General features: G+C 63.6%; 20 protein-coding genes and 1 tRNA gene. 12 read left to right on the top strand and 9 right to left on the bottom strand.

The window, feature by feature from the left end:
* Positions 1-4 precede the first annotated feature (4 nt).
* Positions 5-1078: a hypothetical protein gene (locus AC4K8G_RS04315; RefSeq protein WP_491732941.1), complete on the bottom strand. Its 1074-nt coding sequence runs from the start codon at positions 1076-1078 to the stop codon at positions 5-7.
* Between the two features lie 103 nt (positions 1079-1181).
* Between AC4K8G_RS04315 and AC4K8G_RS04310 the strand changes: the two genes are divergently transcribed.
* The gene (locus AC4K8G_RS04310; RefSeq protein WP_491732940.1) at positions 1182-1739 is read left to right on the top strand and encodes a PadR family transcriptional regulator; all 558 of its coding nucleotides are present in this window, start codon (positions 1182-1184) and stop codon (positions 1737-1739) included.
* Positions 1740-1759: 20 nt separating this feature from the next.
* The gene (locus AC4K8G_RS04305; RefSeq protein ID WP_491732939.1) at positions 1760-2299 is read left to right on the top strand and encodes a GNAT family N-acetyltransferase; all 540 of its coding nucleotides are present in this window, start codon (positions 1760-1762) and stop codon (positions 2297-2299) included.
* Here AC4K8G_RS04305 and AC4K8G_RS04300 read toward each other — a convergent pair.
* Both AC4K8G_RS04300 and AC4K8G_RS04295 read right to left on the bottom strand, forming a co-directional pair.
* A complete protein-coding gene (locus AC4K8G_RS04300; protein WP_491732938.1) occupies positions 2290-2538 on the bottom strand; it encodes a YdeI/OmpD-associated family protein in 249 nt (82 codons plus the stop codon). The genes AC4K8G_RS04305 and AC4K8G_RS04300 overlap by 10 nt on opposite strands.
* Positions 2535-2792: a hypothetical protein gene (locus tag AC4K8G_RS04295; RefSeq protein WP_491732937.1), complete on the bottom strand. Its 258-nt coding sequence runs from the start codon at positions 2790-2792 to the stop codon at positions 2535-2537. The genes AC4K8G_RS04300 and AC4K8G_RS04295 overlap by 4 nt, the downstream gene beginning before the upstream one ends.
* A gap of 131 nt (positions 2793-2923) precedes the next feature.
* On the opposite strand from AC4K8G_RS04295, the gene AC4K8G_RS04290 reads away from it, so the two are divergent.
* Both AC4K8G_RS04290 and AC4K8G_RS04285 read left to right on the top strand, forming a co-directional pair.
* Complete coding sequence (locus tag AC4K8G_RS04290; RefSeq protein ID WP_491732936.1) at positions 2924-3994, top strand: phospholipase D-like domain-containing protein; 1071 nt, start codon at positions 2924-2926, stop codon at positions 3992-3994.
* Positions 3991-6249, top strand: a complete 2259-nt coding sequence (locus tag AC4K8G_RS04285; protein WP_491732935.1) for a glycosyltransferase — start codon at positions 3991-3993, stop codon at positions 6247-6249. Before AC4K8G_RS04290 ends, AC4K8G_RS04285 begins: the two co-directional genes overlap by 4 nt.
* On the opposite strand, the gene AC4K8G_RS04280 is transcribed toward AC4K8G_RS04285, so the two are convergent.
* The 3 genes from AC4K8G_RS04280 to AC4K8G_RS04270 all read right to left on the bottom strand — a co-directional run bounded on the left by AC4K8G_RS04280 (position 6227) and on the right by AC4K8G_RS04270 (position 7237).
* Positions 6227-6415 carry a hypothetical protein gene (locus AC4K8G_RS04280; RefSeq protein WP_491732934.1) on the bottom strand — a complete coding sequence of 63 codons (189 nt, stop codon included), beginning with the start codon at positions 6413-6415 and terminating at the stop codon, positions 6227-6229. The two genes, AC4K8G_RS04285 and AC4K8G_RS04280, sit on opposite strands and share 23 nt — an antisense overlap.
* Positions 6416-6481: 66 nt before the next feature.
* Complete coding sequence (locus AC4K8G_RS04275) at positions 6482-6853, bottom strand: cupredoxin domain-containing protein (protein ID WP_491732933.1); 372 nt, start codon at positions 6851-6853, stop codon at positions 6482-6484.
* Between the two features lie 210 nt (positions 6854-7063).
* Complete coding sequence (locus tag AC4K8G_RS04270) at positions 7064-7237, bottom strand: hypothetical protein (RefSeq protein WP_491732932.1); 174 nt, start codon at positions 7235-7237, stop codon at positions 7064-7066.
* 266 nt (positions 7238-7503) lie between these two features.
* On the opposite strand from AC4K8G_RS04270, the gene AC4K8G_RS04265 reads away from it, so the two are divergent.
* The 5 genes from AC4K8G_RS04265 (at position 7504) to AC4K8G_RS04245 (ending at position 11896) form a co-directional block, all read left to right on the top strand.
* A complete protein-coding gene (locus AC4K8G_RS04265; protein ID WP_491732931.1) occupies positions 7504-8013 on the top strand; it encodes a hypothetical protein in 510 nt (169 codons plus the stop codon).
* Positions 8010-9335 (top strand): DNA-packaging protein, encoded by a 1326-nt coding sequence (locus tag AC4K8G_RS04260; protein ID WP_491732930.1) that lies wholly within the window; start codon positions 8010-8012, stop codon positions 9333-9335. The genes AC4K8G_RS04265 and AC4K8G_RS04260 overlap by 4 nt, the downstream gene beginning before the upstream one ends.
* 37 nt (positions 9336-9372) lie before the next feature.
* Positions 9373-10200, top strand: coding sequence for a hypothetical protein (locus AC4K8G_RS04255; RefSeq protein ID WP_491732929.1), 828 nt, complete (start codon positions 9373-9375; stop codon positions 10198-10200).
* A 272-nt stretch (positions 10201-10472) separates the two neighbouring features.
* Positions 10473-11273, top strand: coding sequence for a phage tail protein (locus tag AC4K8G_RS04250; RefSeq protein ID WP_491732928.1), 801 nt, complete (start codon positions 10473-10475; stop codon positions 11271-11273).
* A gap of 14 nt (positions 11274-11287) precedes the next feature.
* Positions 11288-11896, top strand: a complete 609-nt coding sequence (locus AC4K8G_RS04245) for a GTA baseplate fiber-binding domain-containing protein (protein ID WP_491732927.1) — start codon at positions 11288-11290, stop codon at positions 11894-11896.
* A gap of 3 nt (positions 11897-11899) precedes the next feature.
* Here AC4K8G_RS04245 and AC4K8G_RS04240 read toward each other — a convergent pair whose 3' ends face one another.
* A complete protein-coding gene (locus AC4K8G_RS04240; protein WP_491732926.1) occupies positions 11900-13189 on the bottom strand; it encodes a L,D-transpeptidase family protein in 1290 nt (429 codons plus the stop codon).
* A gap of 199 nt (positions 13190-13388) precedes the next feature.
* Between AC4K8G_RS04240 and AC4K8G_RS04235 the strand changes: the two genes are divergently transcribed.
* Positions 13389-14168: an SDR family NAD(P)-dependent oxidoreductase gene (locus AC4K8G_RS04235; RefSeq protein WP_491732925.1), complete on the top strand. Its 780-nt coding sequence runs from the start codon at positions 13389-13391 to the stop codon at positions 14166-14168.
* Positions 14169-14170: 2 nt separating this feature from the next.
* The gene (cysQ, locus tag AC4K8G_RS04230) at positions 14171-14995 is read left to right on the top strand and encodes a 3'(2'),5'-bisphosphate nucleotidase CysQ (protein WP_491732924.1); all 825 of its coding nucleotides are present in this window, start codon (positions 14171-14173) and stop codon (positions 14993-14995) included.
* A gap of 511 nt (positions 14996-15506) precedes the next feature.
* On the opposite strand, the gene AC4K8G_RS04225 is transcribed toward cysQ, so the two are convergent.
* A tRNA-Val gene (locus tag AC4K8G_RS04225) sits at positions 15507-15582 on the bottom strand.
* 41 nt (positions 15583-15623) lie between these two features.
* Positions 15624-16187 carry a helix-turn-helix domain-containing protein gene (locus tag AC4K8G_RS04220; protein ID WP_491732923.1) on the bottom strand — a complete coding sequence of 188 codons (564 nt, stop codon included), beginning with the start codon at positions 16185-16187 and terminating at the stop codon, positions 15624-15626.
* A 91-nt stretch (positions 16188-16278) separates the two neighbouring features.
* On the opposite strand from AC4K8G_RS04220, the gene AC4K8G_RS04215 reads away from it, so the two are divergent.
* Positions 16279-16764 (top strand): DUF6456 domain-containing protein, encoded by a 486-nt coding sequence (locus tag AC4K8G_RS04215; RefSeq protein ID WP_491732922.1) that lies wholly within the window; start codon positions 16279-16281, stop codon positions 16762-16764.
* Positions 16765-16797: the final 33 nt, after the last annotated feature.

Raw genomic sequence — 16797 nt, 5'->3', positions numbered from 1 at the left:
CCGGCTAAGCCGCGCGGTCCTGGGTTTCGACGAAACGCAAAAGTGAGCCGAAGTTCGTCTGCAGGCCGGCGCCTGCGGCCCAATCGAGCGCCCGGTCGAATACCGTCGCATAGTCTCGCTCGATTTGGGCGTTGAGCTGGCGTCGCGCTTCGCGCGAATATGGTTCGCCCGGAACCTTCGCATAACCGTTGGCGTGCCGATCGATCGCCCGATTGATCTCGGCCCAGGAGACGCCGAGGCCGAGTGCGCGCTCCGCCAACATGCAGGCACAAAGGGGATCGTCCTCAATCTGGCGAAGCGACAGCAGGTTGGCACTGCTCCACCCGCCGCGTCTCATTGACTCGCCGAACAAACCCAGCTGCCGATGGAGCGAGAGGAGACCGATGCGGGCCGCGACGTCGAGCGCTGGCCCCGGCGCACGAAGCGCGTCTTCCCACAGCGCCCGGTCCTTCAAATTGTGCCCGAGCAGGTGCCTGGTGGCGCGAAAGACATATTCGACGCGCTCGCGCCCGCCGCGAAACATCGCAACGAGATAATCGCGGTCATCGATCGCTACGAACAAAGGCCGGATGCGGTGCGAGTGCCGCGTAAGCGTGGGAAGAAGGTTGTTCGCCCAGTTGGAGGGTTTGCAGAAATTCCGTTCTCCCGGCTGCCATGGGCGCCGGAGCAGCGAGCGGGTCAAGCCGAGGGCGGCGACGACCGTGGACCTGGGCCGGCTTCCGCAAGCGTCGGCGATGTCGTTGAGAATTTGAGGCTCGCGTTGGCCGAAGCTTCTTCCCGGCGCATCGAGCAGCGTTGCCAGCAGCGTCGACCCGCAGAAGGCAACGTGAAAAATGAAACGGTCCGGTCCGGCCGGTGCTGACCATTTTGCCTGTAGCGCGTCGCCGAGCCGGACTTCCACGGGCTCGCCGCTCGCCAGCGGAAATCTTCCGTCGATGAAAGGAAGCGGCGCCAGCCGAGTCCTGCCGGTTTCGACAAAAACAAGTCGATCGCGCGCGAAGTCCGCGCGGACCGGAAAGTATCGCGGTTCAGCCAGCACCTCGTCGAGCGAGAAGGTTGGGATCGCATGCGTAGCCATAATAGTGCGAATCGCACTATTATCTCAAAAACTGATCTATCACTAGATGCTGGAAAGTTAGTGCTGAGAGCACTAAAACATTCGCGAAAGCCGGGGGGTCGAATTGGTCACGCGCAAGAGTAGTGAGACGCAGCCGGCCAAGCTGACGGAGCATGAAGGAATGCTGCTGGCGCTCGTCATTCGCGAGCAGCCGGTTCGGCCTTACCAACTGTACAAGTTGTTCGAGGGCTCGCCCGTGACGTCCATCAACTCGAGCAAGGGCCAGCTCTATCCGGCTATCCGCCGGTTGAAGGCCAAAGGCCTGGTCGTCGGCAAGCAAGTGAGCGGAGATGGCCGGAACGCCGAGGAATTGAGCGTGACCCAGGCGGGCATGCATGCGGCGACCGCGTGGGTGCTTCAGATCAATGGCGATCACATCAGCCTGGACGATCCGCTGAGGACGCGAATGCTGTCATTCGACTTGCTCACGAAAGACCAGCGGATCGCCTGGATCAGTAACGCCAAAGCGCTGGTGAAGGCGCGGCGCGAGATCGTCGAGGAGTTCAATCGCAGCGTCACGGTCCCCTACCAGCGGTTCGCGTTCATGAGCACGATGGAGACGCTCCGGGTGAAGATGGAATGGCTGGACGAGCTTCTCTACGACCAGATCAACGCCGAATAGGACGTGGGCGGATTGTGCTGATGTTGACGACATTGGTTGCAAGGACGCCCCGCCTGATGCTGCGGCCGGTGACGGACGGGGACGCGGAACCTACCGCCCAGCTGGTCACCGCGGACGTAAGCGAGAACCTGCTGAGCTGGGATTATCCCATGACGCCCGAGCAATTGATGGAGCGCATTCGGACCGCGCAGGAAGAGTTGGGGTGCTGTCAAACCGTCAACTGGGCAATCTTGCGCAAGGAGGACGAGCAACTGCTCGGGTGGGTTCGGATGGCGCGGGTGCGCGCCGGGTTGGGGTCGATCGGCTATTGGCTGGGCAGCGAGTTTCGCGGGCAGGGTTATATGAGCGAGGCAGCCGCCGCAGCCATCGCGATGGCTAGCGAATATCTGTCCCTCAAAACCATTCGCGCGGATGTTTTCCCAAGCAACAAAGCATCGATCGCCGTGCTGGAGGGCCTAGACTTTCGCCGGCAAGGCTCGCGCCGGGTCCATAGCGCGAGGTTCGGAAGGCGGCTGACGGTCTGGCGCTATTACCGCGACCACGCGCCCAATCAGCGGTGAGGGCAGCCGGGCCAGCAGCAGGGCCGGCGCTTTCCATCGCGCAGGTTTTCACGGCCCCAGTCGATGCGCTTAGCGCGTGTTTCCGCTTTCTTCGCGGACTCGACCCAGCAGATCCATTCATTGCGAGCGAGCGGCGTGATGTCCTGCCAGGTGGCGAGCGCTTCAGGGTCGGCTTTCAGGGCAGTCTCGAAATCGGCGGGAAGGTCGTGAACCACGCCGCCGGGAATCGCCCCAATCATTCGCCAGCCCCCTGGACAAGGTCCATGAAATTGCGCGCCGCCTCGCGGTCGGCCTCGTCCTTGAAGGCGACGTCGAGATCCGGCGCCGCGCCCACCGTGTAGAGCAACGCCCACAGCGCGAAGCGCTCGCCCCGATCCTTCGTGAGGCCGAGAGTGACCTGCATCTGCTCGATGCCGGCGGCCAGCGCGGGCGGAGGAACGGAGGCCAGGTCCGTCGTGCCGAAGTAGCGGCGGATCTGATCGTCGAGGTTCATGACCGGTCATCTGACCCGCGAAGCGGTGGCAGGCAAGCCTGCTCGGCCCGGCGCCAGGTAATGATCATGTCATGTAAAGTTAATCCAGCGTCCATCGGGACGGCACATCGGACGCGCCATGGTGGCCGCGGATGGCCGGACGTTCTCTTGCACTCGCTTACGGCGCGCCGGAGCCGGTGGAGCTGCGCGCGCCCGAGGCTCTGCTTTATGCCGGAGGCCCGGACCGGCCGCCGCGTGTCCAAAGAGACTTGCTCGAGCAGCGGATCGACGCAGTGCCCGCGGGCGGATCGATCGATTGGGCGACTTATTATTTTCGCGATGAGGCGCTGGCGGAGGCCCTAGTGCGCGCTCACCAACGCGGCGTATCGGTCCGGCTTTGCGTCGAGAAGCGGCCGAGGCACGGGCACGCGAACGACCGGGTGATCAAGCTTCTTGCCGATCCGGTCGGGGGAATCGGAAGGGGGCTGGCCGCGGTCGGGCACCTGCTGCCGCTTCATCTGCACACCAAGCTCTATGCCTTTTCGCATCCCTATCCGCACGCACTGGTGGGTTCGTTCAACCCGTCCGGAAACGACCCTGAGGATGCGGAGGTCATCGCCGACATCGGCGACCAGGACCGCGGCCACAATCTACTGGTCGAGCTCACCGACCCGGATCTCGTCGCGGGACTGGTCGACCGGGTGCGCGATCTCCATTCGAGGCGTGGCGCGTTCCGCTGGCCGTTCAGCGCCTCCGCGCTTCATGGCGGCAATTGCGAAAGCCTGTTCTTCCCGTTGCTCGCGCGCAATCCGTTGCTTGGCCGGCTGCAAGCGCTGAAGCCGGGCGCGTCGCTCCGCATCGCGGCGTCGCATTTTCGCGACCCGTTCATGGCGCGGGCACTGAGAAAGCTGGTCGATCGCGGCGTAGACGTAACGCTGCTTACGGGGCACACCGCGCGGCGCACGCCGCGGCGCACCGAGCGCTACCTGGCGCAGCACGGCATTGCGGTGCAGAGGTTCAGCCATCCCGACGGGTTGCCAATGCACAGCAAGTTCATGCTCGCCGAATGCGGCGACGAGCGCTGGGCGTCGTTCGGCAGCTACAACCTGACGCTGACCTCGCGCTGGCTGAACCACGAGCTGTTGATGTTTTCCTCGTGTCCGGAGCTTTGGGACCAGCTCGACGAGCGCTGGAACGAGATCGAAGCGGCGGGCAGCAGTTGAAGATCGCCATCCTGCTCGGCGCGGAGCCGTACCAGGTCTTCCATGTTGCGGGGATAGCGTGGGAGCTGGGGGCGAGGGACGGGCTCGACGTCGAGGTCGTCGCGGCACTGCCGGAGACGCTGGCGGAATTTGAAGCGCTGTCGCGGCGCGCCGGCGCGAAGCCGATGCCCACGCGCCTGCTGCATATTCCGGCGCATTTTGGACTGCTCCAAAAGCTCGCGATATTCGGCAGTCTCAAGACCGCGATCATGCGGTATCGCGCCAATCGCGATCTGCTTTCCTCATACGACGCGATCGTGACGCCGACCGACCACGCCGGGGCCTTGCGGGGGCCCCTCAGTCCGCGGCCGGTGATGATCTATGTGAACCACGGGATAGGCGGGCGCGCTGCGTCCTATTCCGACAAATATCTCAATTTCGATTTCGTAGTCGTCGCCAGCCGGAAGGACGAGCGGCGGCTGCTCGAGGACCATCTCATCCGGCCCGGCCATTATGTGGTCGGCTATCCGAAACTCGAACTCGCGGAAGCGCTCGGGCGCGCGGGCGCCCAGCCGTTCGAGGGCGATCGGCCGGTCGTGCTGTTCAACCCACATTCGAAGCGAAGCCTGCGTTCGTGGGAACGGTTCGCGAAGCCACTGATCGACCATGCGGCGAGGACCGGCGAGTTCGCGCTGGTCGTCGCGCCGCACGCAAAGCTGTTCCGGCGGCGGCCGAAATTCCTGTGGCGGCGCTGGGAGCGGCTCGCCGTCCCGGGACGTGTGATCGTCGACCTCGGCTCGGCCCGTTCGTTCGACATGACCTATAGCGTCGCAGCCGACATGTATGCCGGGGACGTCAGCAGCCAGCTGTCCGAGTTCCTCACGCGCCCAAAGCCGTGCGTGTTCTTGAACGCGCACAAGATCGGCTGGCGGGGAAACAGGGATTTCGCGAACTGGAACCTGGGCGACGTGGTGGAGACGGCGGCGGACGCGATCGCCGCGATCCGCAGCGCGAACGCGCGCCATCATTTGTACCGGGAGCTGCAGCAGAAACAGATCGACGCCTCGGTCGACGGCCAACCTCGCGCAGCGCGGCGGGCGGCCGATGCGATCGCTACCTTCCTCGGCTCGCGCCCCGAGGCCCGTCCGGTGATGTTCCTGCTGTCCGACCTTGGCACCGGCGGCACGGGGCGGGCGACGATGCTGACGGTCAACGGCCTCGCCGACCGCGGGGTCAGCGTCGACCTGGTGGTCATGCGCCGCGGCGGGATCCTGGAGCCCGAGCTGGATCAGAGGGTGAAATACCTGCCGCAAGACGCCGGTGCGATCCGCGGAGCAGGCATGCTCCGTGCCTTGCCGGCACTGGTCAGGCGCATTCGCGCGGAGCGGCCCGCGCAAATCGTGTCGAGCGGCAACCATATGCACGTGCTCGCTACCCTGGCGCATGCGCTGGCGCGCGTTCCGGGATGCGCGCTGGTGCTGAAGATGACCAATCCGATTGAAAAGCCGTCCGGCTCTGCGCTGTCGAACAGCATGCGGCGAGCCTGGTACCGCTGGGCATTCGGGCGGGCGGACGAGGTGCTGGTGATCACCGATGTCGCGAAGGAGGAGCTGGCGCGCAGCCAGCCGGAGATCGCAAAAAAGCTTGCGGTGGTGGACAACCCTTACATCACCGAGGCGATGTTTGCGGCGGGCCAGCAGCGCAATGGCGGAAAGCCGGGGAGGCTGCTGGCGATCGGCCGGCTGGCACCGCAGAAGAATTACCCGCTGCTGCTCGACGCGCTCGCGCTGATCAAGGATCGCGCGTGGACCATCGACATCCTCGGCGACGGGCCCTTGCTTTCGGCGCTCATCGCGCAGGCGGAGGCGCTTGGAATCGCGGAGCGCGTCCGGTTCCGCGGCTTCGTCGCCGACCCCGTGCCCTATCTTACGAGCGCACGCGCGCTGGTCCTGTCATCGTCGTGGGAAGGGCAGGGCGCGGTATTGCTGGAAGCGATGGCGTGCGGCTGCCCGGTGGTAGCAACGCGGTCCACCAGCGCGGTTGCCGGCGTGTTGGGTGAAGGCCGGTTCGGCTGCCTCGTGCCGCCAGACGACAAAGATGCGCTCGCGGTGGCGATAAAGTCAGCGCTCCGAGGGCAAACGAAGCCAGCGGCGGGAGCCCGCCAATGGGCCGCGCGCTACGGAATCAGGGAAGGCGTCGCCAGTCATGCCGACGCGCTCGGCCTTTCACTCCACGCGCCGGAGCAGGCCCCGGCTAGGAGTTTACGGGCCGGTTGAGGCCGTTCCACAGGGTGATTGGCCCGCCGGCGATGGTCGGGACGTCGAGCTTGTGCTGCCCGAGCAAAGCCGCGCCGGCGATGCCCATGACGAACCAGATGATGATCGCGCCGTAGATATAAGGCTTCATCGCTGCCTCCCGCTCGCCTTTCAGGCAACCCGGCATTCAGCCAGGCGAGCGAAGCCGGAGTAAGCGCGAAATTCTTACCAACCGGTATCGTCGACCGTGGGCCTAGTTGACGATGATCAGGTCGCTCATGCCCATCTGCTTGTGCAGGAAATGACTGCAATGGGCATTGTAGGTGCCGGCAGCGGGGACCAGCGTGATGCTTCTGGTTTGGTGCCCAGCAAGCTCGATCTCGCCGTCCGGCGCGGCGCCGGCGGTGATGCGCGAAGAGGCGAAGAATTTCTTCGCGGTGAAGTCATGGCCGCTGCCCGAGCGGTTGACGAAGGTCAGCGTGACCGGCTGGTCCGCGCGCAGGCGGATCGGCTGCGGGTTGAAGCTGAAATTCTGGACATCGACGACCACGGCCGCGGGCTGGGCCAGGATCGGTGCGCTCGCGAACATGAGCGCGGCGGCGGTGAACATACGAAACGCGTGCATCGGAACTCTCCTTTTGCCGCGGTTAGTGCGCATGTTGGCACAAATGGTTCTTATATTTGGGGAACGCCGCAAGCGTCGCACCCGTTGAGCGGCTATGAATGGTCACTCCCCCTTGCTCTTCGTCGTTCTAGCGTTCGCACTGATTGGGGTAGCGTTCTCCGTCTGGCGGCATCTCGCTACGCGGTGAGCCGCAAAAGGCAGTGCTGCTGTTCAGGCCTTGCGGCCATCGCGCTCGCGAGCTTCAAAGGTCTGAATGTCCGCCTCGATCTCGTCCGCCATCTGATTGAGGACAGCTTGGGTGCGAGTGTCGGTCATCATGCCCGCGAGCCGGCGGCACTGCTCCACCCTGTTCCGGGCTTTCTTGATTAGGTCTTCGTTGTCCATCGGACGGCCCAACGGCCTCAGAGCACCATTGTTTCATCCCACAGGTCGAAGGCAACCCGATCTGATCATCCGTACGCACACGCGGTCGGCACGAGCGAGTTATCGGTGGGCGGAAATAACCAAATAGGCAAAATATAACTTGACAGCGTCACGCTCAATCGGTACACGTCAGGAACAGTGAAGAATTGCGAGTCGGGCCGCGAAGCCCGGTTCACGGCAAGGCCGCTTCCCACCCGGAAGGCGGCCTTTTTCTTTGGGAGGTAAGCGTGAGCGGCAAGGCAGGAACCGAGATCAGATTGGTGCTCGCCGGCGAGCGCAAACCGCAAATGCAGCGCGTGACCAGCCGCAACTGGACCAAGGAGAAGGAAGCGGAGTTCATCGCGGCGCTGGCGGAAACCTGCAACGTCACCCGGCCAGCCGAACGTGTCGGCCTGTCGGCGCGCGGCGCATATTGGCGAAGGGCACGCAACGCCGCTTTCCGCGCCGCCTGGCTGGAGGCGATCGGCACGGCTTATTCAAGGCTCGAGCTCGCGCTCCTCGATCGCGCGTTCAACGGCACCGAGAAAATCATCACGCGAAGCGACGGGTCAGAGGACCGGATGCGCGAATATCCGAACCACATGGGCCTTTCGCTGCTCAAGATGCATCGCACCTCGGCCGCCGAGGCGCATGCGGAAACGCTGCAGGAAGATCTCGATGAAATGCGCGACCGAGTGCTCAAGAAGCTCGCCCGGTTGAAGCGCCGGCGCGACGAGGAGAAAGCCGAGGAAGAATGAAGGCCGAGCAGCGGCAACTGGAGCGGCTGCTGGCAGCAGACGAGGAGACAAGGGCGCGGATCATCCGCAACATGACACCCGCACAGCTGCTTCGCTTCGACTGGCGGTTCGAAAATTGGGCACACAAGAGCCAATTGCCGCCGCGGTGCGAGGGCTGGCGCACCTGGCTGATGATGGCCGGGCGCGGGTTCGGGAAGACCAGGGCCGGCGCGGAGTGGGTCTTCGGGCTGGCCAGGGCACGGCCGGGTGTGAGGATCGCTCTGGTTGGCGCGAGCATAGCCGACGCGCGCAGCATCATGGTCGAAGGGGTGAGCGGGCTGCTCAAGATAGCGCAAATGAATGAGCCGCGGCGGCGCATGGGCTGGGAGCCGAGCATTGGCCGGCTGACCTGGCCCAACGGAAGCCAGGCCCAGCTGTTTTCGGGCGACCATGGCGACGGCCTGCGCGGCCCGGAGTTCGATTTCGCATGGTGCGACGAGCTCGCCAAATGGCGCGAAGCGCAGCTGGCGTGGGACAATTTGCAGATGGCCCTGCGGCGAGGGCCAAGGCCGCGGGCGCTGGTTACGACCACCCCGCGGCCGCTTCGCCTGCTGCAACTGATCAGCGAGATGGAGTGGACCGTGACGACGCGCGGGCGGACGAGCGACAACATCAACCTGGACGAGAAGTTCATCGAGGTGATGAACGCGACCTATGGCGGCACCAAGCTCGGCCGGCAGGAGCTGGACGGTGAATTGCTGTTCGACATGGACGGTGCGCTGTGGCCGCGCGAGCTGCTGGCGAAAAGCCGGTGGGCGGGGCCGCATCCGCGGTTCGAACGGGTACTGGTCGGGGTCGACCCGCCTGCGGGCACGGGCGATGATTGCGACGCGTGCGGGATCGTCGTCGCGGGGCTGGCCGGCGGAGATTATTATGTGCTGGCGGACGACAGTGCGCGCGGCCTCAGCCCCGAAGGGTGGGCGAGCAAGGTCGCGGCGGTCGCGGCGCGATGGAACACGACGCAGGTCGTCGCCGAAGCCAATAATGGCGGGGCGATGGTCAAGAGCGTGCTCAACGCGGCCGACGACGGGCTGAACGTGCGGCTGGTCCACGCTTCGTTGGGCAAGGCAGCGCGGGCCGAGCCGGTCGCATTGCTGTTCGAAAAGGGCCGGGTGCGCCTGGCCGGAGAATTCACCGCGCTCGAGGACGAACTAGCCGGAATCATCGCCGGCGGGGGATATGAAGGGCCGGGGAGATCGCCCGACCGGGCTGACGCCATGGTGTGGGCGCTGACCGCGCTTAGCGAGACAAAAAGCGGGGTGCCGAGAGTGCGAAGGTTGTGATACCGATCCCTAGCTAGTTCTGGCGGCGGGGGTCTCCATGGCAACGATTGTATCGGGTAATTTTGAGCGGGCGCGGCTTCCGGATGCGCTTTCGGGGACTCCGCGAGCGCATGCGATCGACCGCTGGATCTACGTGTTCATGGCGGTGTGGTTCATCGTCATCACCCTGGTTGGGTTCGTGCCCGACGCGATGATGAAGGTGGCGATGGTGAAAGCTGGAGCGCGGCCACCGTTCCCGCCGATCCTGCACGTTCATGCGGCCTTGATGGGATCGTTCCTGTTGTTGCTGCTGTTGCAAACATGGCTGATGGCGACGGGCCGCAAGGCGCTTCACATGCAGCTTGGCGTGCTCGGGATGGTGCTAGCCGCGGCGCTGGTGGTGGTCGGCTTCATCCTTGCGCCGACCATGTATTACCAGGTCTGGGGCGGGGCCACGTTCGGGCCGCCGGAGGTTCGTGCAGCGTTGGCGCCGGTAGTGCCGCACGTCGAGAATATCCTGCTCCTGCAGATTTCCGCCGGGATCATGTTCGCCCTATTCATCACGATCGGGCTGACGGCGAGGGCCCGCGATGCCGGATTGCACAAAAGGATGGTGTTCCTGGCGGTCGCTGTGCCGCTCGGCGCGGCGATCAGTCGCATTGATTGGTTGCCGACGACGATGCCGGCGAGCCCATTGTCGATCAACCTGTTCGTACTCTTGGCGATCGCGCCGATGTTCGTTTGGGACGTGATCCGTAACCGGCGGGTGCATGAAGCATATAAGATCTGGCTGCCCATCTTCGCGGCGGTCGTGATCGGGGTGAACCTGTTGTGGGACACCCCATGGTGGCACGCCACGGCAAAGGCGATCATGCGGGTCGCTTAAAGCGGTGAGATAATCGGCGCGGAGTGAATCCGCGCCGTCGGTCCTGTCTGCTGCGCAGCAGGCCGTCCGATTTTCATAGTCTCTTCGACATAAGGCCGCGGTTGCTTTGCAATCGCGAGCCTTATGCTCGGCTATTCAAATAGGAGCGAGCGAGCAATGGGAACAGCTATTCGGTTTCGCTCGCGGTGGCACTGTCGTCGCGGCCGGTATCGGCGATTGGTCGGATCTGGGCGGACGGGAAGCTCCTGAGAGGTGCCGACGGCTTGTTTAAGGTGAGCACGATTTTCCGCTTTTATGACGGCAGTGAAAACCAGATCATCGATCCGCTGATCGGCTCCGTCGAGGGCATTGCAAATACGCCGGCCTATCGCGGGCTCGCGCTTGCCGTTTTCGAGAACCTGGAACTTGCCGAGTTTGGCAACCGGATCCCGTTTTTGACCTTCGAAATTTTGGCGGATTTCGAGCCTGTTCCTATCGGTTCGATCCTGTCGGATGCTTCAACCGGTGACGTCGCTTCGAGCAGTGGCCGCGCCGTGATCGGTTATGCCGCCTATGGCTCGTCGGTCAGGGCCGCAATCGAGCCGTTGATTGATAGCTATGCGATCGATCTTTTCGACGATGGGACGAATATCCGGGGTGCGACGGGCAGCGGCGCGATAATCGCCGGCGACGATATGCTCGGCAATAGCGCAGACGGCAGCCAGGCACCACGGATTCAACGCGAACAGGGTACGACGTCGTCGCAACCAGCGGTCCTCAGGATTTCTTATTACGATCCGGCCAGGGACTTCCAATCGGGCGAGGCGCGCGCCGCCGTCACCGAGCAAAATGGCCGCGAAGTACGCGTAGAACTTCCAGCGGTGCTGACGGCGGATGAGGCGAAGGGACTGGTCCACGAGATCATCGCGAGAAGATGGGCCAAACGAGACCTGATTACGCTGCGCTTGCCCCCGGCCTTCCTTGATGTGGAGCCGGGTGAAGCGATCGAACTGCCGCTCTCACCCCAAGACTGGACGGTGGAAAAATGCACAATCGATGCGTACGTCGTGATTGCGGAGCTAAGTCCTCGCTGACCAACCGCGCGCAGATGAAAGCTGACGCCGGGCGGATTGCGGCCAATCCCGATGTCGCAATGGGACCGCTCGCGCTCGCTCTGTTCGAAGTTCCAGACGAGCTACGATTGAGATCCTCGGATGGTTCGGGGCTGATGCTGGCTGCATCGACGGCAACGGTCGGGTGGTTGAGGCAGAGCATTCAGGTCGATCACGCCGGCAGGAACTTCGCCATGCGAACGCCGCGGAATAAATCTGTGCTTGGGAAGCTGGTCAGCGCGGCTGGTGCGGACGAGCCCAGCATTGAAGTCGTGCTTGATGATCCGCACCATTGGCTCATTTCCTGCAGCGATCACGATCACGATCACGATCTCGAGCTTGGCGACAATCTTGCGATGCTGGGCAGCGAAGCGATTCAATTTGGCGAGGCCATATCGCTTGGTGGCGGCTCCTTTCGCCTCACAAACCTGCTGCGAGGCCGGGCAGGAACCGAGGGCGCTTGTCATTCGAGCGGAGAGCGGTTCGTACTGATCGACCGGGCGGCGCTCGAGCCTGTAAACCTGCCCCGGTTGGTTCCCGGCAAGCCGGTGGGAGCTTCCGCCCTCGACGGAAGCGCCCAGTGCTCGCTTACGCTAAAGGACTAGCGATCAGTTGGCGGCGGCCGAAGCGATAACCGGCGCCTGCTTATCCCAGCCGTAGACGTCAGGAAGATAGCTTACCTTGCCGTCGCGAACCTGCGCCGTAATGTAGGTCAGATAGACCGGCACGCCGCGCGGCAGCTGCACCTGAATCTCCGCATCCGCTCCGGGCGACACCGGCTCGCTCCCGAGCAGCCAGCGTCCAAAACGTTTCGCGTCCTCGAGGCGGACGCAGCCGTTGGACAGGAAGCGCGTCGACTTTGCGAAATATTCCTTATGCGGCGTGTCGTGCAGGAAGATGTCGAGGTTGTTCGGGAAGGGGAATTTCAAATCCCCCATGCTGTTGTCGTCCTGCGGCTTCTGCCGGATGCGGATTTGCTCCTTGCCCGAGGCGACCGCTTTCCAGTTGATCTGGCTAGCCGGCACGACTTCCGACGCGGCGGTCCAATCCTTCATCACCTGATAGCCCCGGCTTCTCAAATAGCCGTCGCCCATCGTCAGATAGTTTTGAGCGATCTTGCGAACGAGGTGATCGGGCGCGTTCCAGTACGGATTGTACACGATGTAGTACATGATGCTGGCGATCATCGGTGTTTTGTAATCGGTCTTGCCGACCACGATTTTCATCGAGTCCACCGGCGCGCCGTTCTCGAACATCGTCAGCATCTGCGAGCCGGAATCGACCAGGATGAATTTGCCTGTGGCGGGCAACGAGCGCACTCGATCGAGGTTGGCGAGCAGCCGCGGATCCGGGTTCATGTTTCCAGATGCCTGCGCTTCTGCCCAAGCGGCATTGCGCAGCTGCGCGTAGATCGGATTCACAGCCGACGTTTGCGAGACATAGGCCTCTAGCGACGGCGCTGCACTGGCCGTCAGCAGGATCTGGTCCGGACGCGAGCCTTGCGGGGCGAGGATCGGATAAGAATAGACCATACCCGGGGTCGGTTGCTTGATCGCCTGGACATACTGGACCCAGGCAGTCGAAAGCACGCGCTCGGCGGCGTCGATATCGGTCCGATTGCCGCTTTTTGCTTGCGCCGCGGCAGCTTGGACCTGCGTGGCCAGGAGGGGCCCCTGTGGAAAGCCATCAAAGGCGGCACGCTGGAGAACTGAAACGAGCTGGGCAACTGCGGGGCTTTCGGCGCCGCCGCGATACCACAACGGGCTGTGATAGCTGTCGTAGAAGGCGCTGACCGCCGTTGCCGCCTGCATCGCAGATGGAGCAGTCGATTGCGCCGACGCAGGAGCCGCAATTGACGCAGTAGCCAGCAGCGCCGCCAAAATCCGAAGCTTAGTCACCTTCACTACTTCCCCCATCCCGATACGCAAAAGGATCTAACCTCCGCTTATCCACGATCCAACCTGCATTCGTGATTAACCGTGGCGAACGACCATGGGCTGTGACGGAATCGCGACAGGGCGATCGCTTCCTCGACGGCTTGTCTTCCCCGCCATTCACGGCTTTAGGCGTCGCGAGATATCGACCAGAGGAAGCAGCATGAACGTGAATGGAGTGGCCGCCGTCGTAACCGGCGCGGCATCAGGTCTTGGAGAAGCAACCGCTCGGGAACTGGCCCGGCGCGGAGCCAAGGTCGCCGTGCTGGATCGCGATGCCGAGCGCGGCGAGAAGGTCGCAAGCGAGATTGGAGGCATTTTCTGCTCGGTGGACGTTACGTCCGATGAGAAGGTCGCTGAGGCGTTCGCCAAGGCGCGCGCGGCCCATGGTCAGGAGCGAATCCTGGTCAATTGCGCCGGCGTTGCGACCGCTGCGAAGACGGTTGGCCGCGACAAGGAGACGAAGGCGGCGAAGCCTTATCCGCTGCAGCAGTTCGAAATGACCCTGCAGATCAACCTCATCGGCACTTTCCGCTGCATCGCCAATGCGGCGCTGGGCATGGTCGACCTCGACCCAATGGAAGACGGCGAGAGGGGCGTGATCATCAACACTGCGTCGGTGGCGGCCGAAGATGGCCAGATCGGCCAAGCGGCCTATTCGGCGTCGAAGGGCGGCGTGCTGGCGATGACCCTCCCGATTGCGCGCGACCTGATGAACGACGGCATTCGCGTGAACACGATCCTCCCGGGCGTGTTCAAGACCCCGATGGTCGCGATGATGCCGCAGAACGTGCAGGATGCGCTCGGCCAGCAGGTGCCGTTCCCGAAGCGGTTGGGCGAGGCAGAGGAATATGCGCGGCTGGCGCTGTTCCTGATCGAAAACGTCTACATGAACGCGGCGTCCGTTCGCTTGGACGGCGGCATCCGGATGGCGCCCCGCTGAGCATGGATCACCAGAGGCTGGTCGACGAGCTCGCCGAAGCCGCGCGCGAGGCTGGGGACGCGATCTTGACCCTCGTCCGGCGTGGGTTTGAAGTTGAATCGAAGAGCGACATGTCGCCGGTTACCGAGGCGGATCGCGCTGCCGAACTCGTGATACTGGCCGCGTTGGCGCGGGTTGCCCCCGGCGTCCCGGTGATCGCCGAGGAAGAAGTGGCTGCCGGGCGCATTCCCGCGCACAACGATACCTATTTCCTGGTCGACCCGCTCGACGGGACCAAAGAGTTCATTCGCGGCGGCGACGACTATACGGTCAATATCGGCCTCATTGAACGCGGCGCGCCCAAGCTCGGCGTCGTCTTTGCGCCCGCCACGGGCCGGTTGCACGGCGGCTGTGTTGGCGCGGGTGCCTGGCTCGATGAAGGGCAAGGGCGATGCGCAATCAGGACACGTGAGCGGGGGGACGAGACGACTGCAGTCGCGTCAAAGTCGCACCTCAACCAGGCGACAATCGACTATCTCGAGGCTGCCGTCGGGACGTGCGGCTACGTGTCGGTGGGCTCGTCCCTGAAATTCTGCATTGTCGCGGAAGGCCGCGCGGACATCTACCCGCGCGCTGCCCCGACAAGCGAATGGGATACGGCTGCCGGACATGCCGTCCTCCTTGCGGCTGGCGGCCTAGTGGACGGTCCGGACGGCGACGCCTTGCGCTATGGCAAGCCGGCGTTCCTCAATCGCGCCTTCGTTGCGACGTCGGGCTGGAAGGCGCCGCGACTGGAACCGTTCCTCGAACCTTTCTCGGGCGGCGGCGACCTCCCGCAGGGCGTTTAACAGCCGTCGGTTCCGCTTCGTTTCCAAGGCGAAGCTTCAGTCCATTGCGGATCAATCTCGTCGACCGGTCGATAGCGTCGGCCAAGTCGAAGCGCCTGCACCTCGAGTCTTGCGGCCTCGACTCTCAGATACAGTTCCATCGCGGCGGGCCCGCCGCCATCGCCGATACCGAGCTTCCACATCAGATTGTGAGCTTGCTCCAGCGCGTCAGAAAGCTCTGCCAGCCACTGTGCGCGCGCAGCTCCAGACGATTCAGCTGATAGTTGATCCACAACAACTCCCCGGGCATGAAATCGGGCTATGCACCCAGATCGTTGCTCAGCAATTGCCACTGATCCGTTCTGGAGCCGAAATCGTCTGACTTTTCTCCAGATTGCGCGTTATCACCGCCATGCTCGGTTCCGATTCAACGCCTGGGGTGGACCCTATGGACGCGAGCTGGCGCCAGACGCGAGCAGCGCTCTTCGCCGCTACTTCGCCGAAGTGGGGAAAGTGGTCGCGATTTGATGGATGGTGGGCGGTGACGGGCTCGAACCGCCGACCCTCTCGGTGTAAACGAGATGCTCTACCAACTGAGCTAACCGCCCTTGCCAATCGCGGTGCCACGGCTGGAAGCCGCGGACAAGCGTTACAGGCTCCGGACCAGCTTTGACGCCACGCCGAGCCAAGGCGGATTGGCGACAATTTGTTGCCTCCCGCCTGCTTCGAGCGGAAGGATCTGAAGCTTCTCCTCATCGCGATTGATGAGCCGTCCGAACATGAATCGTCCGGCTGGCCGCGGCACGAGGACATCGCGGTTCAATGCGCGACCAAAGTCTTGTGGCTGCAGCGTCTCGCACCAGATTTCGTCACCGGCACGATAATCGCCGACGCTCCCACCCACTAATATCGCGATCTGGCCTTGGTCGACGCGAGGCGAGACTACGATCGAAGGCTTACGTGGCGCCATTGCGCCGCCGGGACCCAAGATAGCCGCCACGTTGAGCTCCGCTGTTTCGCCCGCGCCGACCAAATCTTGCGCATCGACCCCCAGCGCCTTTGCGATTCGGTTGAGCCAGCCCACTGAGACTGTGCGCGTGCCGGTTTCGAGGCGGCCGATGGTTTGCGCGGTCGTGGCGGGCTCACACCGGCGGGCGACATCATCGAGGGTCATCCCCCGCGCCCTGCGTACTTCCCGGATTCGAGTGATCATTCGCGCCCCGTATCTAACCTATATGGTTTTTGCTATGTCCTACACTTTCGCCGTTGTGGCAAGAGGGAGCGAATCATCAGGAGTGCCTCTTATGACTGCTAGCCGCCTGCTCTTCGAACGCCCGCTCAAGACAGGCGAAGGCGGTGAAGGCATTCACCGTTGCGCTGTTCGCTCAGTGACGGTGAACCTTGCCGAATCTCCGCTCGGCTGGCTGTTTGCCCGGGGGTTCGTGACTCGACGCCAATTCGAGGCCGGAGAGCGGCTTAGGTCCGATTGGGAGCGTGCCGAGCTGGCTCCAAAGGTCACCATGGTCTGGGACGCCAGTCCGATCGCTCGTGGTCGGGGCGGGTCTGGGCCGGGCTGCGACCCGCGGGCCGGGCAAATTGACGCGCGCCGGCGGTTCGATGGTGCGGTAGCGAGCGCCGGCCCGGGATTGGCCGATATCCTGTGGCGCATCGTTTGTGCGGGGGAGGGCATGCGGGAAGCGGAAACCGCACTCGGTTGGCCGGCGCGCGCTGGAAAGCTCGTCCTTACTTTTGCGCTGGACCGGATCGCGTCCTTTTATCGCATTCCATAGAATTGGCGCCGCACTCGGCAAGAGCGCGGCGCC

The sequence above is a fragment of the Sphingomonas sp. SP3 genome (assembly GCF_058514305.1).
The sequence above is the reverse complement of the archived record's forward strand: the minus strand, read 5'-3'. Positions and strand labels throughout refer to the sequence as shown.